Genomic DNA, 20,542 nt, shown 5'->3' with positions numbered 1-20,542 from the left:
ATGAACTTTTCTTCGATGTTGCCAACTTTGTCTAAACCAGGGCTTTTGGTTATGGATGTTGATGCAACGCTTATTGAGGAAGAAGTTATCGATTTGCTCGGTGCAGAAGCTGGATGCGGCGATGAGCTTTCTGCGATTACAGCGCGAGCAATGCGTGGCGAAATTACTTTCGATACTTCCTTGCGTTCGCGCGTGAGTATGCTTCGCGATTTGAATATTGACGAGTGCAAAAAGCGTATTATTTCTAAAATTCATGTAACTAAAGGCGCGAATGTTTTAATTGACACGCTTCATGCGTACGGATGGAAAGTTGGCGCAGTTTCTGGCGGTTTTCATGAGATTTTGGACGAATTTTTGCCGAGTTTGAATATTGATTTTTGGGCGGCTCACCATTTAGAGTCTATTGACGGCAAGCTTACTGGCAACGTACTTGGAAATATTGTTAATGCTAATGCAAAAGTTGAAGCGCTTAGAACTTGGGCAACTAATCTTGGAATTGATCGCGAACAAACTGTTGTAGTGGGGGATGGAGCGAACGATATTTCAATGATTAAATTCGCTGGATTAGGCGTAGCTTTTTGCGCAAAACCAACAGTTCAAGCGGCTACTCCTTACTGCATTCTTACTCGCGATTTAAGCGCTGTCTTACGTTTTTTGAATGCGAATTAATACGTTTTTAAAAGTAAAAGTTGAGTAATGTACGTAGGCAATGTAAAATTGCGAATGATGATTAAAGATTAATGATTAAATTTTTTGTGAAAGTTCTGTATCTTTTAACCGCAGAGCTTAAATGTGTTGGTGAATCTTTCTATTGTTGAGTAAAATAAAGTTAATTTATGGGAGAGAGAGTGTGCATAAATACGGGAATTTATGCATTTAGGGTAGGGAGTGTAAGTTGAATTTACGAGAAGTTGCGCTTGAAGTTGCGCGTATTTTGGAAGATGTTGGTAAACATGCGTATCAGGATCAATTAAGCCCTCAAGATATGACGTCGATTGCGTTGGGTGATCCTAATAAATCTGAATCTGGTTTTGGTGATAAGCTCGTGCGTTTTATTCAAAATCGTTTGACTTATGTGAATCCTTTCCAAGGTTTTTGGCAAACTAAGCCGGAGCAGTGCAATCCGGGAGAACGTTTTTGGTGCGTTGGAAACGTTGACGGTGCTATTAATTTTAATCGCGATATGGCTGAGTGGACTCTTACGGTTTCGCTTTTTGAGTTTAACGATGAAGGCTCCGCTCGTCCAGTTCTTGGCGTTGTGCACGCTCCTGCGTTGGGATTGACTTATTTGGCTGCAAAGGGTCAGGGTGCTATTCGTATTCGTAGAACTCCGCAAGGAGAGAAGCGTGAGAAGATTACGCCTTCCACAACTTCTACTTTGCAAGGATCTGTGGTTTGTTATGGAATGTCTTATATACCTGGTGAATCTAAGCGCGCGCTTGACGTAGTCGCTTCTGTTGAAGAGGGCTGCCCTGCGGATATTAAGCGTATTGGACCTGCGTCGCTCGACTTGTGCAAGGTGGCAGATGGCACTTATGACGCTTATTTTGAGCCTCACTTGCATCATTGGGATATTCCAGCTGTTTCTGCTGGTGCCGTGGTTGTGCTAGAAGCGCAGGGTCAGGTTTGCCAGTGGGATGGAAACCCTATTCATTGGCGACGCGAAAATGACGTAGTCGCTTCTAACGGTTTGCTTATTAACGAGTTAAAGCCGTATCTTAAATAAGCAATATTCTTGCGTAAGTAACTAATATTCTTGCGTAAGCAGTTAATAGTCTTACGTAAGTAGGTCAATAACCTTACGCAAGTAACTCGTAGCCTTGCGTAAGCATTCAATTATCTTGCGGCGTGTCGTAATTTTTTTTCATAAATATTATGACGTCTTAACATGTAATTTATACGTATTCATGCGTGATTTGCGAATTATGTGATTTACGCTACACAAATTATTGCATGAAAAGGTTTGCAATGTATGAATAGTTGAGTACCATATAGCTTGTAGGAATGTCAGTTTGCACATTTTTATGCATGCTTGAAATGTATTAAGAGAGTATGAAGCGTTGTGTAAATAGCAAATTGGTATGAAACAAAGAAGCGAATGCTAATTTGTTTGGCTGCTGCATTATTGCATATTACAAGTTATGCATAAGCAGAAACATAAAGAATACACATTATTGAAGTGAGGAATAATGACGAAGAAGATTATGAGTGCGAAGCATCTTGCCGATTTGCAAAAGTCTATGCAAAAGTCGAGTAACAGCGTTATTTACGCGCCACTTTCTAAGAGCGTGTGCGCAGCTATGCTCGCAGGCGCAATGGTGCTCGGGGGGGGGGGTATTCGTTTCCTCGCCTGCCTATGCTGACGGTTATGTAGACGGCACTGGCAACAATGTTTATTACGGTTTCAAAACTGATGCAAAATATGCCGAGGCTCATTTCAACATTGACGTTGAATATTACGATACTCTAGATCACGCCAAAGCTGGCGGTACTGAAGGCATAGACCCTCTTGGTAAATTTGTTCGCGTTCATTATCTTTCTAATTGCCACAACAATGCTACAGCTGACGATTGGCGATTCCGTCCAATGTGGTGGTTTGGTGTTCCTGCTGGTTTGAAAGATCCTCAAGATATTCAATTTAAGCGTATTGAAAAGTTAACAAAAAATGGCAAGGAGCAGGTTAAACCTGCTGGTTCTTCGCAATATATTACAACCGACGCAAACGGTTATGGCGCTGTTTCTGACAAACATTTTAATAGTCCTAAGGAATGGACTAATATTTCTAATTATTATTTTAGTGACGAAAATATTCTCGCCAGCAAAGGCTGGAAACAGCTTATGGGCTTGGGTACCAAAGACAATAAAGGTTACGATAATGCGGGCAATACCGCACAACAATGGGAAGAATACCAAAAGCAAACTCAAGGCCTTAAGGGTATTTTCGTAGACTGGGAGTCTGCTGGTCAGCGTTGGTATGACATGACTTACGTTTCCGAGATGGAAGACAATGCATGGAAAGAGCGTGACACCAATCCGCTTCGTTTTGCCGCTGGCGTTTACCGTTTTGCAGGTAATTGGCATTATGCAGTAGGTCAAAAGCACAATACGCCAAAGATTGCGGATCATTTGACGCTTGCGTATCCAGAGGTTACAAAGGTTAAGAAGACTAACGATTTGAGTGAAGCCGAGCAAAAGGCTATTAAAGAAAAAATTGAAAAAGCGAATGAAAACACCAAGTACTTCAAGGAATTAGTTGCTGATAATGGTGTTGTGGTAAATAAGGATGGCTCTGCAACTATCACTTTCAAAGACAAGACGACTCGCACGATTCCTGCAAGCCTTCTTGTTGCACAAGATGAATCCGACAGCGACAGATATAAGCCAGTTATGCCAGATCGCATACCTGTTGTAAAGCCTGATTCGTTAAGTGATGATGATAAAAAGGCTGTTATTGATGCGTTCAAGAAGGCGAACCCTGATAGCAGCGAATTTAGCAAGCATCTTGCCAAGGATAATGCTATTGCTTTCGATAAAGACGGCAAGAACCTTGTTGTGACTTACGAAGATGGCTCAAAGGCTACGATTCCTGCGTCTGAGCTTGTGTTCCAAGGGCCAAAAATCTCCGATTGGGCGCCGTATGTTGTGCCGGACGCGATTGAGGTTAAAGATCCTGCAAAATTAGATGCAGATGAACAAAAGAAAGTAACCGATGCCTTCGACGCAGCAAACGCTGACTTGGATGTTTATAATGCAGCCAAGAAGGATGGCAAAACTCCTGTAAGCTTCGATAAAGACTTCAAGAACGCCATCATCACTTGGGCAGACGGTTCAACAACAGAGATTCCTTCCTGGCAATTCTTAAAGCAAAAGGCTGCTGAGGAAAATCCAACTCCAAAGCCGCCTGCTCCAACTCCTGCTGCTGAAAAAGAGTTCATCGTTGAAGCGCCTGCAACCCAAACAAGAGTTAAATTTGATCCATTCAATATGAAAGAAGCAGATTTAACAACTAACAGCCAAGCTCTTGATGCAAATAAAAAAGCCTTAATGAAGGTTAAGGGTAAGGATTCTAAAGATAATTCAGATGTAACTATTACTGATGTTTCGTATAGCGTGAAAGACGGTAAAGGTTACATTACGTTTAAGGCGGATGGCTATAAAGACGCTACTTATCCCATGAGCGTGTTCTTCAAGCAGACAGCAAATACGCAAACGTCTCAGACGCCTTCTACGGAAACTAAGACATATAACGATCCAGATAATCAGAAAATTACCTTTAAGTATAATGTTACAAAGACGGAGACTGAAGGCGATACACCAACTGTTCAAGAGGCTGTAAAGGCTTTAAAGCAGTTTGTAAAAGACAATTACGATAATGTAACTGAAGATGATTTAGCTACTGTTGCAGATAGCGTTGAGGTTAAAAAAACTTGGACTCCAAAAGCCGGTACTAAGAATATGGGTCCTTACGGTGTACATGGTAATAATGGTGGACCTATGCTTAGTATCAGTTTACGCGATGATAAGGGTATCAAGGTTATTGGTCGTCCATGGGCTGACAACGATGATGGGGGAGATTGGGATTCTGCCTCGCAAACCGAATTGATTACCATCCAAGCTAACGATTTGTATGTTAAAAAGAACAGCTCTCAACCTCAAAAAGACAATACGATTGACAATCTAAAGCAGCAAGCCAAGGATTTGCTGAAAAAGCGCACAGATGAGGGTCTTACTAAAGATGATTTGAAGCGCGCTGGCATCGACAATCCTGATCAGTTGGATGATTCCAAGATCGATAGCATGGCTCAAGGTCAAACAGCCGAGAAGGACCTGCGCGATCTTATTCGCAAGCTCACCGATGCCAAGAAGGCTGAGCGCAAGTACAATCCAATTCCTGAGATTGAAGTTACCGACCCAGAAAATCTGTCTGAAGCTGATTTCAAGAAAGCTGCGGAAGCATTCTTGAAAGCCAATTACGATGGCACGGATTCACTAGCAGGAGATAAGGCGCCGTATACCGTTCCTACGAGTCTCACGCCAAAAACAGATACAGTTAAGATGGAGCTTAGCTCAACTTCTAATGCTAATGGCATTGCAAAGGTTACATATAAGAATAGTGATTTTACAACACTTGTGTTCCAGGATTCTGCTAATAATGATTTGTTCTCCGTTAAGGTAACTTATAAGAAGGCGGGAACCCCTGCGCCAACGCCTGATGCTGGTCAACTCCAGCAGATGAAGGATGATGCGAAGAAGATTATCGACCGCAATCCAAAGCTTACTGAGGAGCAAAAAACCCAGTATAAGAATGAGATTGATAATGCTAAAGGTGCTGATGATATTCAGAATATTCTTAAGAAGGCCAACGAGCAGGCTGGCAAGAATAATGTAACTCCTGAACAGTTAAAGGAAAAAGAAAAGAAAGACAAAGAAAATAAGGAAAAAGAGCAGAAAAAAGAGGAAGATAAAAAGCAGGAGCACCAGAAGAAGCAAGAGCTACAGGATAAGAAAAAGAAAGCTTCTGATGCAATTGATGGTCTTGGCAATCTGACTCAAGATGAAAAGGATAAGCTCAAGGAAAAGCTGAATGGAAAGAGTGGGGATGCTACCAAGCCTGGTGCTAAGACTCCTGAAGAAGTTCAGCAGATTTTAGATGAAGCTAATAATCTTAATGAAGCGCACAAGGATGTTAGTGCTGGCGCGCTTCCGTTCCTAAGCCACGGCAATTCTAGTAGCGAGGACGATAAGGCTCTTAAGGAGTTAATTGGTTCTGATCCAAGCAAGAAGGATGCAGCACTCACTGCTTTGGAAGATGCTCTTGCAAAGAAGGATCCTGCTGCTACTGCAGAAGAGATTAAGAATGATCTTGACGCAGCCAAGCGCCAGAATGCGATTAACGAGCAGAATGCTAAGAATGCTGGTATTGCCAAGCTTGATGCTAAGAAGGCAGAACTTGATGCAGCATACAAGGCGTTGAATGATGAGCAGAAAGCAAAAGCTAAAGATAAGTATGAAGCTGCCACTAAGGCAATCGATGATGCCAAGAACACTGTTAACAGTGCAACAAAGCCTTCTGAAATCAAGGATGCTGTTGATGGCGTGAAAACTTCGTTTGATGACGCAAACAAGGCAATCGAAGATGCTAAGGGCAAGCGCGATATTTCTCAGAACACATACGATGATCAGTCTGTACTTAATAAAGAAAAGGAAGATCAGAAGAAACGCATTCAAGATAGTGATCTTCCAGATGCTGAAAAGCAGAAGGCTATTGATGACATCAATGATGCAAAGAAGATTGGCGACCCAACTGCTATTGCTAATCGCGCTTTGAAGGCTAAGAAGATAGAGGATGCTAAGAAGCAGATTGCTGCGCTTGATCATTTGAACAATGCGCAGAAGGAAGCTTTCAAGAAGATTATTGAAGATACTGATGCTTCTGATCACAAGAACGCTGACGGTACAACTTCTGACGACATCGACGACGCGCTTGCCAATGCTACTGCAACCGATACTGCCATGGCTCGTCTTGAAAAGCTGAAAGAGATCGCTGATAAGTTCGCTAAGGGCGACAAGTATAAGGGTCTGCAAGAAGGCAATGAGCAAAAGAAAGCGTTTGACGATGCTGCTACTGCTGCTGGAGCCGTGCTAGACAAAGCTAATGGCGATCCTAAGGATGCGGATCAGGTTAATGAGCTGTATAAGGATCTTCTTAAGGCAATGCAGGATCTTGACAACACAGTTAAGGGCGTTGGTGTTAATACCGCTAATCTTCAGGCGGAAGTTGATAACGATAAGGCTCTTAAGCCAGACGCTACGGCAACTCCTGCAACTAAGGGTGATTCGGTTTATACCACCGCTTCTAAAGATAAGAAGGATGCGTTTGACGCGGCTTTGACTGAGGCTGAAGCTGCTTTGAAGACTGCTAACGAAGAGAATGAGAACGCGAAGAATCCTAACTCGACTCCTCTTACTCCTGAGCAGGAAGCTCAAAAGCAGAAGGCTGTTGACGACGCTCTTGACAAGCTCGTTAAGGCTCGCCTTGCTTTGGATGGTGTTAACACCAAGCCGTTGCAAGAAGAGATTGATAAGGATAGCAACGTTAAGAACTCAGATAGGTATACGTATTCTACTACGACGGAAAAGAAGACTGCGTTTGATCAGGCTCTTCAAGATGCTAAGGATCTTATCGATAAGCTAACTGGTACGAAGAAGGCTGCTGCAGGCGAGGAAGATGTAACAACTAAGACTCAAGCTGAAAAGCAGAAGCTTGTTGATGATGCTCTTGCAAAGCTTAAGACAGCTGAAGAGGCTCTTGACGGTAAGAAACCAACTCCTGGTTCTGGTTCTGAAGCTGGTTATGGTGTGAATGATAATGCGCCTACTACTGTGGATAAGGGTGAGTTGAATGTTCAGATTCAGGGTGCTGAGTCTGATTCACAGCCTGGAAATGCTGGTAATGGTAACGCTGGTGCTGGCGTAAACTCGGGTAATGCAGGTAACGCTGCTAACACCAATGCTGCCAACGCTAACGCTAATAATGCTAATGGCGCAAGTTCTGCTGCTGTGAACGCTGCGGTTGAAAGCAATCCGGCTGTGAAGCAGGCTGATGCTCAAGTTTCTAAGGCTCAGGCGGCTTTGGATGCTGCTTTGGCTGAGGCTAAGAAGGTTGCTGCTGATCCTAACGCAACTCAGGCTCAGGTTGATGCTGCGGCTAAGAAGCTTTCTGCTGCTCGTAAGGCTTTGGCGTCTGCTAAGGCTCATGCGGCTGAGGTTCGTGCTTCTGTGCGCGCTCAGGTGTTGAAGAGTGGTAGTGTTGCTCAGCTTAGTAAGACTGGTAGTGACGTGTCTGTGTTTGGCTTGTTTGCTGCAACTCTTAGTGCTGCTGGTGCTGCGCTTTTCTCAGCTAAGCGTCGTGGTACTTCTCGTCACAGTAGTAAGTAGAATATTTGCTAGCTGGTCTGGTTATTGCAGATCAGCTAGTTTTAGAGCTGCTTAATGTTTGCTTAATTGTATTCAGTAAGTTTGCTGAGTATTGAGTTAATTAGCATAATGAAGTTAATGTAAAAGTGTCTCACTTTGCGTCTTTCTTTACTACGCAAAGTGAGGCATTTTTGTATGCGAATATTTTTATCTAACACGAATTGAAACAGTCGTGAAAATATGGGAGAATTACCACATGACTACAGTTATTATGCATACTTCTGAAGGCGATATAAAAATCAATTTGTTTGACAGTAAAGCGCCTGAAACCGTCAAAAATTTTGTTGGCTTAGCTACTGGTGAGCGCGAGTGGCTTGACTCATTCAGTGGAAAACCTTCGCATGAGCCATTCTACGATGGTTTAACTTTCCACCGCATCATTAAGGATTTCATGATTCAGGGTGGCTGCCCACTCGGCAATGGAACTGGCGGTCCTGGATACGAGTTTGACGATGAAATTGACGCATCCTTGAAGTTCGATAAGCCTTATTTGCTCGCTATGGCAAATGCTGGAAAGCGTCGCGGTCGTGACGGTCGTTTGCATGGCACTAACGGTTCGCAGTTCTTCATTACAACTGTGCCAACTCCATGGCTTGATGGCCACCATACAATTTTCGGCGAAGTTGCTGACGATGAATCGAAGGCGGTTGTCGATAAGCTCGAGGCTGTCGCAACGGATCGATCTGATGCTCCTCTTGAGCCTGTAGGTATTATTTCTATTGAAGTTTTGTGATTAAACGTTATTTGATTTAATACTCTTTAATATTCTTTAGTACTAAAGTTCTTAATTGCTAATCCGACATTTTCTATACGCTTGTGTACAGAAAATGTCGGATTTTTGCTGTAAGGCGGCAGAAACTTTACAACGCATGCAACGGAAAGGTTGTATTAATAGAATTTAAATGCGGATATAAAGAAAGCGAGTCTTATAGCAAGCATAATAGCTCACTATAAAACTCGCTTTGGTTCATATCAACCTTCTTCTATTATTATTCGTTGTAAGTATTGTTATTGAAGCACTTGCAATTCAGTTTTTGCTTCCGCACTTCCGTACCTCATCATTTTATGCTTTCACGCTTTGATACAACGATGAGCCGGATTCTTGGAACTTTTTGCTCATCTCTTTCATACCATCGGCAATTGCCTGACTGCGTGCTTCTTCAACGAGCTGCTCCTGCTGAGCTGCTCCGCCAAAACGCTTACGAATATTTTGCGAAATAGCCATCGAGCAGAACTTTGGTCCGCACATCGAGCAGAAGTGCGCCATTTTTGCCGGTTCTGCAGGAAGTGTTTCGTCGTGGAAGGCGATTGCGGTATCTGGATCATAGCTTAAGTTGAACTGATCCAACCAGCGGAACTCAAAGCGAGCCTTACTGATTGCGTTGTCGCGATCCATAGCATGTGGATGATGCTTAGCAAGATCAGCTGCGTGACAAGCGATCTTATACGCAATCACGCCTTGCTTCACGTCATCCTTGTTAGGCAACCCCAAATGTTCCTTAGGAGTCACATAGCAAAGCATTGCGGTGCCGTATCGCGCAATCTCCACGCCACCAATTGCGGAAGTAATGTGGTCATAGCCAGGTGCGGTATCCGTAGTCAAAGGACCAAGCGTATAGAATGGAGCATTCTGGCAAATTGCCTTTTCCATCTCAATATTCATACGCACAGTGTCGAATGGCACGTGACCAGGACCTTCAATCATCACCTGTACGTCATGCTTCCAAGCGATCTTCGTAAGCTCGCCAAGCGTCATAAGCTCGGAAAGCTGAGCCGCATCGTTAGCATCAGCCAAGCTACCTGGACGCAAACCATCACCCAAAGAGAATGCAACATCGTACTTTGCGAAAATCTCGCATAATTCTTCAAAGTGCGTATACAAGAAGCTCTCTTGATGATGTTGCAAGCACCATTCAGCCATAATTGAGCCACCACGAGAAACAATACCGGTTACGCGGTTTGCAGTAAGCGGCACGTAGCGAAGAAGCACGCCAGCGTGAATAGTCATGTAGTCAACGCCCTGCTCGCACTGCTCAATAACAGTGTCGCGGAAAAGCTCCCAGCTGAGCTTAGAAGCATCATCCTCAACCTTTTCCAAAGCCTGATACATTGGCACTGTTCCAATTGGCACAGGGGAGTTGCGCAAAATCCATTCGCGCGTTGTGTGAATATCGTTACCGGTGGAAAGATCCATAACGGTATCCGCACCCCACTTCGTGGCCCACGTAAGCTTTTCTACTTCTTCGTCGATAGATGACGTAACAGCAGAATTACCCATGTTTGCGTTGAGCTTAGTCAAGAAGCGCGAGCCAATAATCATAGGTTCAGCTTCAGGATGGTTAATATTGCAAGGAATTACAGCACGTCCGGCTGCAACTTCTTCGCGAACCAGCTCTACATCGCAATTTTCGCGCGTTGCAACATATTGCATTTCCGGAGTAGTGATTCCGTGGCGAGCGTACCACATTTGTGTAATCGGATGATCCGCGCCCTTCATTGGCTTATGCGTGCGTCCACGCCATTCTTTAGAAGCTTTGCCTCGCTTAATTGCGCGCTTGCCGTCGTCTTGAAGATTGCGCCTGCGACCCTCATATTCCACAACGTCACCGCGGTCGCGAATCCAGTCAAGGCGAAGCGGAGCCAAACCTTCCTTCGGATCGCACTTTGGACCTTCTGTATTGTAATCCTTAAAAGGCGGGTTAGGGCCTACGCCAGGAGTATCCGAAAGCTTAATTTCCGTATAAGGAACTTCCAAATCATAAGAACCATATTCATACTCAAAATGAATTGGAGTTGTTTTGCGAATATGAGCTTTATCGCGCTGAGTGCATCCGCGAGCTGCAATGTCAACTCGCTGTTGTTTAGCTAATTTCGCAGCATCCTTTGCTTCTTTCGCATTAATAAAAGTTGGCTTCTTTTCTTGAGTTTCTGAAGATTTTGATTCAGAATTTTCTGCAACTATCACTCGCTTAGCGTAGCCGTGCTTTTCTTCACCTCGCACAGCTTTCCAATGTTCAACAAATTCACGCATAGTTGATTCTGGTGTTTCTGAAGAATACAATGCTTCAGAAACGAACCATCCTGCAGCCTTGGTGTGAGCGATTGTATCGATATCGTCGAGTGCAGTTCTTCCGCCAACTAGAACTGGAAAATCACTTGCGGAACAAATCGTATTAATTTTCGCTTCGTCCAGCGTTGTGTGATTTGCTTCCAATTCGTAAGCGGCAGTAGTGCTTTCGCATCCTTCTTCAGGATTGCGCATTGCTGTTACGCAAATGTAATCAATGCATCCATCTGGAAGTTCGTTTATTACTTTAACTAAGCTTTCGGTTTCAACAGATAAGCCGATTACAGCATCTTCGCCAAGAAGAGCGCGAGCCTCTCTAGGCTCCATGTCGCTTTGTGCTAAATGCACTCCGTCAACTTTGATGCTTTGATTGCGAGCTTGCCAAACGACATCAACACGCTCGTCGATAACAAAAGTTACAGAATCGCATTTGTTATTGTCTTCGATGATTTGTGCAATATCGCGTGCAATAGTAGTGATTTCTTTAGCGTTTTCATTGTTGCAATGAAGACGAATAAAAGTCGCTCCAGCGCGCAAAGCATCATCGACAATATCGGTAAGCGGACGATTATTACAAGCTTGTGGGTCTGCAATAAAGCAGGCGCTTAGATTAAATTGATTACGCATTGATGCGTACGGATAATTCGATGTCATACTAAAATCGTTGCTCCCTACGTTGTATTAACTAACAGGTTCGAAGGGTTAGGCAAACTAATACCATCTCAGCCTTCTTTCGAAAGCACCCCTGCAAAATGTCGAATTACCAGCAAGTTTACACGATTATGTGCATTTAATTGGTGGTGGGTATGTTGCGAATTTCTTTAGCGTTCGTGATGATTGATTGCGCGTGAAATAAAATCTCCCAAGCTTTGCACAATCTGCACGAGAATAATACAAAGGATAACAGCAACTGTCATCACATCGTATTGATAACGCTGGTATCCGTATCGTATTGCAATATCTCCGAGTCCGCCTGCGCCAACTGTTCCAGCCATTGCGGAGAATCCAAAAAGCGTAATAAATGTAAGCGCAGCTCCGCGAATTAGCGAAGGTAAAGCTTCCCACAGCAACACTTTGCAAACAATTTGCAATTTGCTTGCTCCAAAGCTTTGTGCTGCTTCAATTAAGCTTCCGTCAACTTCGGCTAAAGATTGTTCAACTACTCTAGCAACGAATGGTGCAGCCGTAATCACCAGAGGCACAATAGCCCCAGGAACTCCCAAAGAAGTGCCAACTATGAGACGAGTGAAAGGAATTATTGCAACTAATAAAATAATAAACGGCACAGAACGCACGATGTTAACAATCCAGCCTAGAACTGCGTTAATTGGCGCGTTGGGGCAAATGCCTTTTTTGTTTGATGTAATGAGAAGTACGCCAACTGGAAGTCCAATAAGGTATGCAAAAAGTGTTGCAACTGATGTCATTACGAGTGTGTCTTGCACGCCTTCAATAAGTAAGTTGCCGTAGTCGTTAAAAAATTGTGTAGCAGCTTCTAACATTGTTATTTCACCTCGTTGGTAAGCGCGTTTGTTTGTTCGTCTGTTTGTGCGTTTTCTGGCTTATTGTTAAGCTCGCTTGCAATCGTGCTTGTAATTTTAGCGCGATGATTTTCCTGTTTTTCATCTGCAATAAGAGTTCGCAAAATATCGCTTTGTGGATTTGCAAAAAGCGTATCAGTGTCACCTAATTCCACAATGCGTCCGCCATCAATCATTGCAACTCGGTCGCAAATATTTCGTGCTACAGCCAGCGAATGCGTAATAATAACAAGCGTTACGTTGAGTTCGCGGTTAATTCGGCTCAATAAATCAAGGATTTGCGCAGTAGTTGTGGAGTCAAGTGCGCTTGTTGCTTCGTCGCAAAGCATAATCGACGGATTATTCGCCAATGCTCGTGCAATTGCTACGCGCTGCTGCTGTCCGCCTGAAAGCTGGCTAGGGTAGCGGTTTGCAAAATCTTGTAAACCAACTAAGTCAAGTAAGTAGTTTGCGCGTTCTTCTCGTTCCTTTTTTGCAGTGTGATTCAGCTCTAATGGGAAAGTGACGTTTCGCAATACTGTACGCTGCTGGAAAAGGCTAAAATTCTGGAAAATCATGCCAATATTAGTGCGTACTTTTGCAAGTTCTTTATCTTTTACTTCGCTAATATCATTTCCGTCAATAATAATTTTGCCGGAAGTTGGTCGCTCAAGCAGATTCATGCAACGAACTAGCGAAGACTTTCCTGCACCAGAAGAACCAAGGATTCCGAATACTTCTCCCGATTCAATAGTCAGATTAATGTCGTGTAATGCTTCGTTCGCTTTGCTACCTTTGCCGTAGCTTTTGTGAAGATGTTCGATCTGAATCATGCTTTTCCTTAACAGATTATTGCTTTCTGTGTGAAATATACTTCGTTACTAACTAGAGTTACTAACTAGAGTTACTAACTAGCGTCATTAACTAGATTATTAACTAGCACGCACATTACGTATATTACACGCTTATAAAATAATGCCGCAAAGCATACACGAAGCATACACATGCGGCATTAGGTGGCTACATTGTGAGTATTTTTTAGAAAACAGGGAGCACAGCGCCTTTGTAAGTTTTAGTAATATAGTCGCGCACTTCGCTTGTCTTCAAAGCTTTGAGTAAGGCTTTGATTTTTGCAAACTTTTCAGAGCCCTTCTTTACTACAATAATATTTTCATAAGTTTTAGCCGCAATGCCTCCAACTTTTTCTGAAGTAAGTGGGTCTTTAGTTGGGTTAAAACCAGCTTGAATAGCGTAATTGCCGTTCATGGCAGCAAGATCCACATCCTTAATGGCAGTAGGAACTGTTGCCGCTTCAAGTTCTTTAAACTTCAAATTCTTAGGATTCTCAGTAATATCTTTTGTAGTAGCGTTAATATCCTTTGGATTCTTCAACTTAATCAATCCGGCATCTTGCAAAAGAAGCAATGCGCGAGCCTCATTAGTAGGATCATTTGGAACTGCAACAGTTGCTCCGTTTGCTAATGCTTTAATCGTCTTGGTTTTTCCTGGATACAATCCAAATGGTTCAAAATGAATTCCACCTACTGAAACAAGGTGAGTTCCCTTTTCCTTATTAAAGTTGTCAAGATAAGGCAAATGCTGATAGTAGTTTGCGTCAACTTCGCCTTCTTCAGTAGCTGTATTTGGCTGCACGTAGTCAGTAAATTCCTTTACTACTAGCTTGTAGCCTTCTTTTTGCAAGATTGGCTTTACAACTTTATTTAAGATTTCAGAATGCGGGGTAGGTGAAGCTGCAACAGTAATGGTCTTGTCATCCTTTGCGCCTGCTTTTGAGCTACCGCAGCCACTTAAAGTGAAAGTCGCTAATGCTGCCAGTGCTGTAATTGATGCAATAACTTTAATTTTTCGCATATTTCCTGCTCCTTGTTCGGTGAAATTTGTTTAAAGTTAAATCCCCTTCGCGAGTAACGAATTATCAATATAGGCGAGAAAAATCAATAATTCTACACTTTGCTTATTAGTATTATTTATGACGTGTTAATAATTCGCATACTTGCAGTGTGGAAAGAGAAAAAATAAGTTTTTCAACACGTCGCTTACTTGCAATGAAGCTATCTACTAGACTGTAATGTATGAGTTTTTTGCGATTGGCGTTAGCGCAGATAGATACCTGCGTTGGGAACATTGATAGCAACGTTGAAAAAGTTTTGAAGTATGCTGCGCGCGCAAAGCAGTCGGGTGCTCGCATGGTTGTGTTTCCTGAGATGACTTTGACTGGGTATCCTATTGAAGACCTCGCCTTGCGTGCCACGTTCCGCACAACTGCACAAAAAGCTGCAGACTTGCTTGCAACAAAACTTGCGGAAGAAGGCTTGGGGGAGCTTTACGTAGTAGTTGGAACTGTTGGCTTTGACGAGTCTGCTGGAAAGCCTCGAAACAGGCTTCTCGTATTGCATGAAGGTAAATCTGTGTTGCAATACGACAAGCATTTCTTGCCAAATTATGGTGTTTTTGACGAGTTTCGTATTTTCTCTTCTGGCAATAAGTGTGAGCTGCTGGAAGTAGATGGAATGCGTCTAGGTTTTGCTATTTGCGAAGATATTTGGCAAGACGGCGGTCCTGTTGCGCGTTTGGCAAAACTTGGTATCGATGCGCTAATAACTATGAACGGTTCTCCATATGAGGAAGGTAAAACTCATGTGCGCTTGAGTTTGGCTCAAAAGCGCGCTGTTGAAGTCAATGCGCCAGTCGTATATGTGAACCAAGTCGGCGGCCAAGATGATTTGGTTTTTGACGGTGGAAGTTTTGTTGTTGATGCTGACGGAACTTTACTTGAACGCTCGGCAATGTTTGATGAAGATTTGTCGTTTGTTGATTTTGATAACTCGCTGAAAAAGCAGAAAGTTTCAAGCATTGCTCCAAAACTTGACGCAGACGAAGAAGTGTATTGTGCGTGTGTTGTAGGTCTTAGAGATTACATGCGTAAGAATGGTTTTAAGGGTGTGTGCTTAGGACTTTCTGGAGGAATTGATTCTGCTTTAGTAGCTACTATGGCTGCCGATGCTTGCGGTGGAGCAAATGTGTATGGCATTTCTATGCCAAGCATGTACTCTTCGGACGGTTCTAAAGACGATGCGCGCGATTTAGCAGAGCGAATTGGCGCTCACTATGATGTGCAACCAATTGAACCGCTTTTTAAAGCTTTCCAATCGCAACTTTCATTAGAAGGTGTTGCAGCAGAAAACTTGCAAGCTCGCGTTCGTGGCGTAATCGTAATGGCTTACTCGAATTCGCGCGGTGTTTTGGCGCTCGCAACTGGTAATAAATCGGAGCTTGCTTGCGGATATTCTACTATCTATGGCGATGCGGTAGGAGGGTATGCTCCTATTAAGGATTTGTTTAAGACGCGCGTTTGGGCACTTTCTCGTTGGAGGAATCGCGCTGCGAATGCTGGAGTAGGCATTGGTATGCTGCCAATTGTTGGATATGAGGATTCTGAGCAAACAGAAGTTACGAAAGCGAAAGCTCCGCAAGATGGTGTGCTTATTCCGGTTAATTCTATTATTAAGCCTCCGAGTGCAGAGTTGCGTCCAGGGCAAAAGGATTCTGATTCTTTACCTGAGTACGATTTGCTTGATCGTGTTTTAGAGGCTCATATTGAGCTTGCTCATGGTAGAGCGGATTTGCTTGAAGATGGTTTTGACGAGCATACTGTTGACACGGTTATGCGTTTAGTTGATCGCGCAGAATGGAAGCGCAGGCAGTATCCGCTTGGACCAAAAGTAAGTGCTATTGCTTTTGGCAGGGATCGCAGAATGCCTGTTACCACAGCTTTTCGTGAATAAATGTGATATATTTCACTAGATTTTTTGCAAAACTACTCGTGTATGCGTTTACTTATGCTCTAACATTGTTATTAAGGCAGCGTGAAGATGCGTTGCGGGTACAAAAGGAGTCTAAACATGACATCAGTTGATGCGCCAGTTCTCAGTGAAGAGGATCTTCGTACCGAAGCGTGGAATGGTTTTACTGACGGCAATTGGAAGAAAGACATTGACGTACGCGACTTTATAATAAAGAACTATACGCCATATGAAGGTGACGAAAGTTTCTTGGCAAATGCCACTGAAAAAACGAAGCACATGTGGAAGTATCTCGACGACAACTACTTAGCTGTTGAACGTGAGCGTCGTGTTTATGATGTTGAAACTCATATCCCAGCAGGTATTGACGCAATGCCAGCAGGCTACATTGAAAGCCCAGAAGTAGATAACGTAATCGTCGGTTTGCAAACTGATGAGCCTTGCAAGCGCGCTATGATGCCAAACGGCGGTTGGCGCATGGTTGAGCAAGCTATTAAAGAAGCTGGCAAGGAAGTAGATCCTCAAATCAAGAAGATTTTCACCGTCTACCGTAAGACTCATAACGATGGCGTGTTTGGCGTTTACACCAAGAATATTAAGATTGCTCGCCACAACAAGATTTTGACCGGTTTGCCAGATGCTTACGGCCGCGGTCGTATTATTGGCGATTATCGTCGTGTTGCTCTTTACGGCGTGAACATGCTTATTGAGTTTAAGAAGCGCGACAAGGATTCGATTCCATACCGTAACGATTTTACCGAGACCGAAATTGAGCATTGGATTCGCTTCCGCGAAGAGCATGACGAGCAGATTAAGGCTTTGAAGCAGCTTATTAACTTGGGTAACGAGTACGGTTTGGATTTGACTCGTCCAGCTAAGACCGCTAAGGAAGCTGTTCAGTGGACTTACATGGGCTATCTTGCTTCTGTTAAGAGCCAGGATGGCGCTGCAATGAGCTTCGGTCGCGTTTCCGCATTCTTCGATTGCTACTTTGAGCGCGATTTGAAGGCAGGTTTAATTAACGAAACCGACGCTCAGGAAATTATTGACGCTCTTGTTATGAAGCTTCGTATTGTGCGCTTCTTGCGTACTAAGGATTACGACGCAATCTTCTCTGGTGATCCTTACTGGGCAACTTGGTCCGATGCAGGCTTCAGCGAGGATGGCCGCACTTTCGTAACCAAGACTTCGTTCCGTTTGCTCAACACTTTGACTCTTGAGCATTTGGGACCTGGTCCTGAGCCAAATATCACTATTTTCTGGGATCCAAAGCTTCCAGAAGCTTATAAGCGTTTCTGCGCACGAATTTCTATCGACACTTCTGCAATCCAGTACGAGTCCGATAAAGACATTCGTGAGCACTGGGGTGACGACGCTGCTATTGCTTGCTGCGTTTCTCCAATGCGCGTCGGTAAGCAAATGCAGTTCTTCGCAGCTCGCGTGAACTCTGCAAAAGCTTTGCTTTACGCTATTAACGGCGGCCGCGATGAAATGACCGGCATGCAAGTTATCGATAAGGGTGTTATTGACCCAATCAAGCCAGAAGCTGACGGCACTCTCGACTACGAGAAGGTTAAGGCTAACTACGAGAAGGCTTTGGAATGGCTTTCCGAGACTTATATTGAGGCTTTGAATATCATCCACTACATGCACGATAAGTACGCTTACGAGTCCATCGAAATGGCTTTGCATGATAGGGAAGTCTACCGTACGCTTGGTTGCGGCATGTCCGGCTTGTCTATTGCTGCAGATTCCTTGGCTGCTTTGAAGTATGCAAAGGTTTACCCAATCTACAACAAGGATGCTAAGACCACTGAAGGCCACGAGTACGAGTACATCGAGGGCGGCGACGACGACTTAATCGTTGGCTACAAGACTGTTGGCGAGTTCCCAGTTTACGGTAACGACGACGATCGTGCAGACGACTTAGCAAAGTGGGTTGTAAGCACTGTTATGGGTCAGGTAAAGCGTTTGCCTGTGTACCGTAATGCTGTTCCAACTCAGTCCATCTTGACTATTACTTCTAACGTTGAGTATGGCAAGAACACTGGTTCCTTCCCATCCGGTCACAAGAAGGGCACTCCGTACGCTCCAGGCGCAAACCCAGAAAACGGCATGGATTCGCACGGTATGCTTCCTTCAATGTTCTCCGTTGGAAAGATTGATTACGATGATGCTCTCGACGGCATTTCGCTTACGAACACTATTACTCCTGACGGTTTGGGTCGTGACGAAGACGAGCGCATTAGCAACTTGGTTGGCATTTTGGATGCTGGCAACGGTCACGGCTTGTACCACGCAAACATCAACGTGTTGCGTAAGGAACAGCTTGAAGATGCTGTTGAGCACCCAGAAAAGTATCCGCATTTGACGGTTCGAGTTTCCGGCTACGCAGTGAACTTTGTAAAGCTCACTAAGGAGCAGCAGCTCGACGTTATTTCTCGTACATTCCACCAGGGTTCAGTTACTGACTGATTTGGTTGATTAGTAAACACCGCCGGGAGCGAGGCTAGTTTCGCTCCCGGCTTTTGTTAATTGCGTATATTATTTATTATTTATTTATAAATAGTTTGGAGGGCAGTTAGATGGCTGAAAACACAGCGTTTCGTACCACAACTCAGCATATGTTGAAGGAGTCAAAAGAGTATGCTCGCCAAACTTTAATGGGTGGACTTTCTGGATTTGAGTCGCCAATTGGGCTGGATCGTAAAGATCGCTTAGTTGCTCTTAAAACTGGCGATATTGGATTTGTGCATTCGTGGGATATCAATACTTCTGTTGATGGTCCTGGAACTCGTATGACGGTGTTTATGAGCGGTTGCCCACTTCGTTGCCAGTATTGCCAAAATCCTGATACTTGGAAAATGCGTGACGGCAAGCCAGTCTATTTGGATGCAATGATTAAAAAAGTTGACCGCTATCAAAGTCTTTTTAAAGCAACAGGTGGAGGAATCACATTTTCTGGCGGCGAGTCCATGATGCAGCCAGCTTTTGTATCTAGAGTATTTCGCGCTGCAAAAGAGATGGGCGTTCATACTTGCTTAGATACTTCGGGCTTTTTGAATCGCAATTATACAGATGAAATGATTGACGACATTGATCTTTGCTTGCTTGACGTTAAATCAGGAACTGAAGAAACGTATAAAAAAGTAACCGGCGGCTTGCTACAGCCAACTATTGATTTTGGTCAGCGCTTGGCGAAGGCTGGTAAGAAGATTTGGGTGCGTTTTGTGCTTGTTCCAGGTTTGACTTCCAGCGAAGAAAACGTTGAAAAAGTTGCCGAGATTTGCGATTCGTTTGGTGATGCTGTTGAGCATATTGACGTGCTTGGATTCCATCAACTAGGACGTCCAAAGTGGCATGAGCTTCGAATTCCGTACCCTCTTGAGAATCAAAAAGGGCCTTCTAGGGCGCTTAAAGAGCGAGTTGTAAACCAGTTCAAAGACCACGGTTTTGTTGTGTACTAGACTGCGTTTAGATTGCATTTAGACTGCATTTAAATTGTGTCAAAAATGTAACTGTAATTTAGGCAATCTTTGCGTATCGTATTGTTTTTTGAAGGATTTTTGTATAATTATACAAATACTCTTTTTTAGAGAAAGGATACGCAATGAAGCGCAGAATAGGTTGTTGGATTGCATTAGCTTTTACATTAGCGTTAGCTGTTTTTGTGCGGTGTAACGATCAGTTTGGTTTTGCTACAGCGCTTACTATTTTCGTTATTTTGCCAATAATTTTATTGCCAATAAACATTGTTGCATCTTTCGATAAGAAACTTCTTATTGAAGTGCCAATAATATCTATTGTTATAGCTGTTGTTACAGAACTTGTCACTTTTCCAATAGTCAACTTTTCGGATTTAGGTTTACATGCTGGCTACGTTGTTCCAACAGTTTTAGCTTCGGTAGTCGCATTTACTCTTACTAGATTCCTTAAAACTAGGCTTGTTAAGCGCATAAATGACGAAGTAGCAAACAATAAAACAGATTGATTATTTAATTGATTATTTATTTGATTTTTTATTTTTGAATAGTCGTAGTTGTGTGCGAAAGTTGAAGCCGTGTTAAAAGATGCATAATCTATAACACGGCTTAAATATTTTTTACGGATATTTTGCAAAAAGTACAGAATAAGTTGCAAAAGCGTAAGAATTT

The 20,542-nt window shown here is 43.4% G+C and carries 12 protein-coding genes and 1 riboswitch; of the genes, 8 read left to right on the top strand and 4 right to left on the bottom strand.

Features of this window, described 5'->3' with window-relative positions; genetic code table 11:
* The first annotated feature begins 15 nt into the window (after positions 1-15).
* The 4 genes from serB to HXT57_RS04160 all read left to right on the top strand — a co-directional run bounded on the left by serB (position 16) and on the right by HXT57_RS04160 (position 8,710).
* Positions 16-669 (top strand): phosphoserine phosphatase SerB, encoded by a 654-nt coding sequence (serB, locus tag HXT57_RS04175; protein WP_415697900.1) that lies wholly within the window; start codon positions 16-18, stop codon positions 667-669.
* Positions 670-895: 226 nt separating this feature from the next.
* On the top strand, positions 896-1,726 hold the full coding sequence (locus HXT57_RS04170; protein ID WP_004108666.1) for an inositol monophosphatase family protein: 831 nt from the start codon (positions 896-898) through the stop codon (positions 1,724-1,726).
* A 482-nt stretch (positions 1,727-2,208) separates the two neighbouring features.
* Positions 2,209-7,938: a GA module gene (locus HXT57_RS04165; protein ID WP_421783389.1), complete on the top strand. Its 5,730-nt coding sequence runs from the start codon at positions 2,209-2,211 to the stop codon at positions 7,936-7,938.
* Positions 7,939-8,173: 235 nt separating this feature from the next.
* A complete protein-coding gene (locus HXT57_RS04160) occupies positions 8,174-8,710 on the top strand; it encodes a peptidylprolyl isomerase (RefSeq protein ID WP_004108678.1) in 537 nt (178 codons plus the stop codon).
* 330 nt (positions 8,711-9,040) lie between these two features.
* On the opposite strand, the gene thiC is transcribed toward HXT57_RS04160, so the two are convergent.
* The 4 genes from thiC to HXT57_RS04140 form a co-directional block, all read right to left on the bottom strand.
* Positions 9,041-11,698: a phosphomethylpyrimidine synthase ThiC gene (gene thiC / locus HXT57_RS04155; RefSeq protein WP_012914246.1), complete on the bottom strand. Its 2,658-nt coding sequence runs from the start codon at positions 11,696-11,698 to the stop codon at positions 9,041-9,043.
* Positions 11,696-11,801, bottom strand: a riboswitch (TPP riboswitch). It overlaps the preceding gene by 3 nt.
* Before the next feature lie 64 nt (positions 11,802-11,865).
* Positions 11,866-12,546: a methionine ABC transporter permease gene (locus HXT57_RS04150; protein WP_004108684.1), complete on the bottom strand. Its 681-nt coding sequence runs from the start codon at positions 12,544-12,546 to the stop codon at positions 11,866-11,868.
* A gap of 2 nt (positions 12,547-12,548) precedes the next feature.
* On the bottom strand, positions 12,549-13,397 hold the full coding sequence (locus tag HXT57_RS04145; protein WP_004108686.1) for a methionine ABC transporter ATP-binding protein: 849 nt from the start codon (positions 13,395-13,397) through the stop codon (positions 12,549-12,551).
* A 205-nt stretch (positions 13,398-13,602) separates the two neighbouring features.
* On the bottom strand, positions 13,603-14,436 hold the full coding sequence (locus HXT57_RS04140; RefSeq protein ID WP_004106340.1) for a MetQ/NlpA family ABC transporter substrate-binding protein: 834 nt from the start codon (positions 14,434-14,436) through the stop codon (positions 13,603-13,605).
* 221 nt (positions 14,437-14,657) lie between these two features.
* Between HXT57_RS04140 and HXT57_RS04135 the strand changes: the two genes are divergently transcribed.
* The 4 genes from HXT57_RS04135 to HXT57_RS04120 all read left to right on the top strand — a co-directional run bounded on the left by HXT57_RS04135 (position 14,658) and on the right by HXT57_RS04120 (position 20,379).
* The gene (locus HXT57_RS04135; protein WP_004108689.1) at positions 14,658-16,370 is read left to right on the top strand and encodes an NAD+ synthase; all 1,713 of its coding nucleotides are present in this window, start codon (positions 14,658-14,660) and stop codon (positions 16,368-16,370) included.
* Positions 16,371-16,487: 117 nt separating this feature from the next.
* Positions 16,488-18,863 carry a formate C-acetyltransferase gene (gene pflB / locus HXT57_RS04130; protein ID WP_004108690.1) on the top strand — a complete coding sequence of 792 codons (2,376 nt, stop codon included), beginning with the start codon at positions 16,488-16,490 and terminating at the stop codon, positions 18,861-18,863.
* 110 nt (positions 18,864-18,973) lie between these two features.
* On the top strand, positions 18,974-19,855 hold the full coding sequence (gene pflA, locus HXT57_RS04125) for a pyruvate formate-lyase-activating protein (RefSeq protein ID WP_004108692.1): 882 nt from the start codon (positions 18,974-18,976) through the stop codon (positions 19,853-19,855).
* A 143-nt stretch (positions 19,856-19,998) separates the two neighbouring features.
* A complete protein-coding gene (locus tag HXT57_RS04120; RefSeq protein WP_004108694.1) occupies positions 19,999-20,379 on the top strand; it encodes a hypothetical protein in 381 nt (126 codons plus the stop codon).
* The last annotated feature ends 163 nt before the right edge of the window (positions 20,380-20,542 follow it).

Origin of the sequence: Gardnerella sp. KA00771 (assembly GCF_049244045.1) — a bacterium.
GTDB classification, from domain to species: Bacteria; Actinomycetota; Actinomycetes; order Actinomycetales; family Bifidobacteriaceae; genus Bifidobacterium; species Bifidobacterium swidsinskii.
Note: the sequence above shows the minus strand (reverse complement) of the source record. Positions and strands in the feature narration are given on the sequence as shown.

Bases quoted from the DNA above. Each gene is read 5' to 3' on its own strand.
- HXT57_RS04160 (WP_004108678.1), top strand. From the start codon at position 8,174: ATGACTACAGTTATTATGCATACTTCTGAAGGCGATATAAAAATCAAT.
- HXT57_RS04145 (WP_004108686.1), bottom strand. From the start codon at position 13,397: ATGATTCAGATCGAACATCTTCACAAAAGCTACGGCAAAGGTAGCAAA.
- thiC (WP_012914246.1), bottom strand. From the start codon at position 11,698: ATGACATCGAATTATCCGTACGCATCAATGCGTAATCAATTTAATCTA.
- HXT57_RS04140 (WP_004106340.1), bottom strand. From the start codon at position 14,436: ATGCGAAAAATTAAAGTTATTGCATCAATTACAGCACTGGCAGCATTA.
- HXT57_RS04135 (WP_004108689.1), top strand. From the start codon at position 14,658: ATGAGTTTTTTGCGATTGGCGTTAGCGCAGATAGATACCTGCGTTGGG.
- HXT57_RS04120 (WP_004108694.1), top strand. From the start codon at position 19,999: ATGAAGCGCAGAATAGGTTGTTGGATTGCATTAGCTTTTACATTAGCG.
- pflA (WP_004108692.1), top strand. From the start codon at position 18,974: ATGGCTGAAAACACAGCGTTTCGTACCACAACTCAGCATATGTTGAAG.
- serB (WP_415697900.1), top strand. From the start codon at position 16: ATGTTGCCAACTTTGTCTAAACCAGGGCTTTTGGTTATGGATGTTGAT.
- HXT57_RS04150 (WP_004108684.1), bottom strand. From the start codon at position 12,546: ATGTTAGAAGCTGCTACACAATTTTTTAACGACTACGGCAACTTACTT.
- pflB (WP_004108690.1), top strand. From the start codon at position 16,488: ATGACATCAGTTGATGCGCCAGTTCTCAGTGAAGAGGATCTTCGTACC.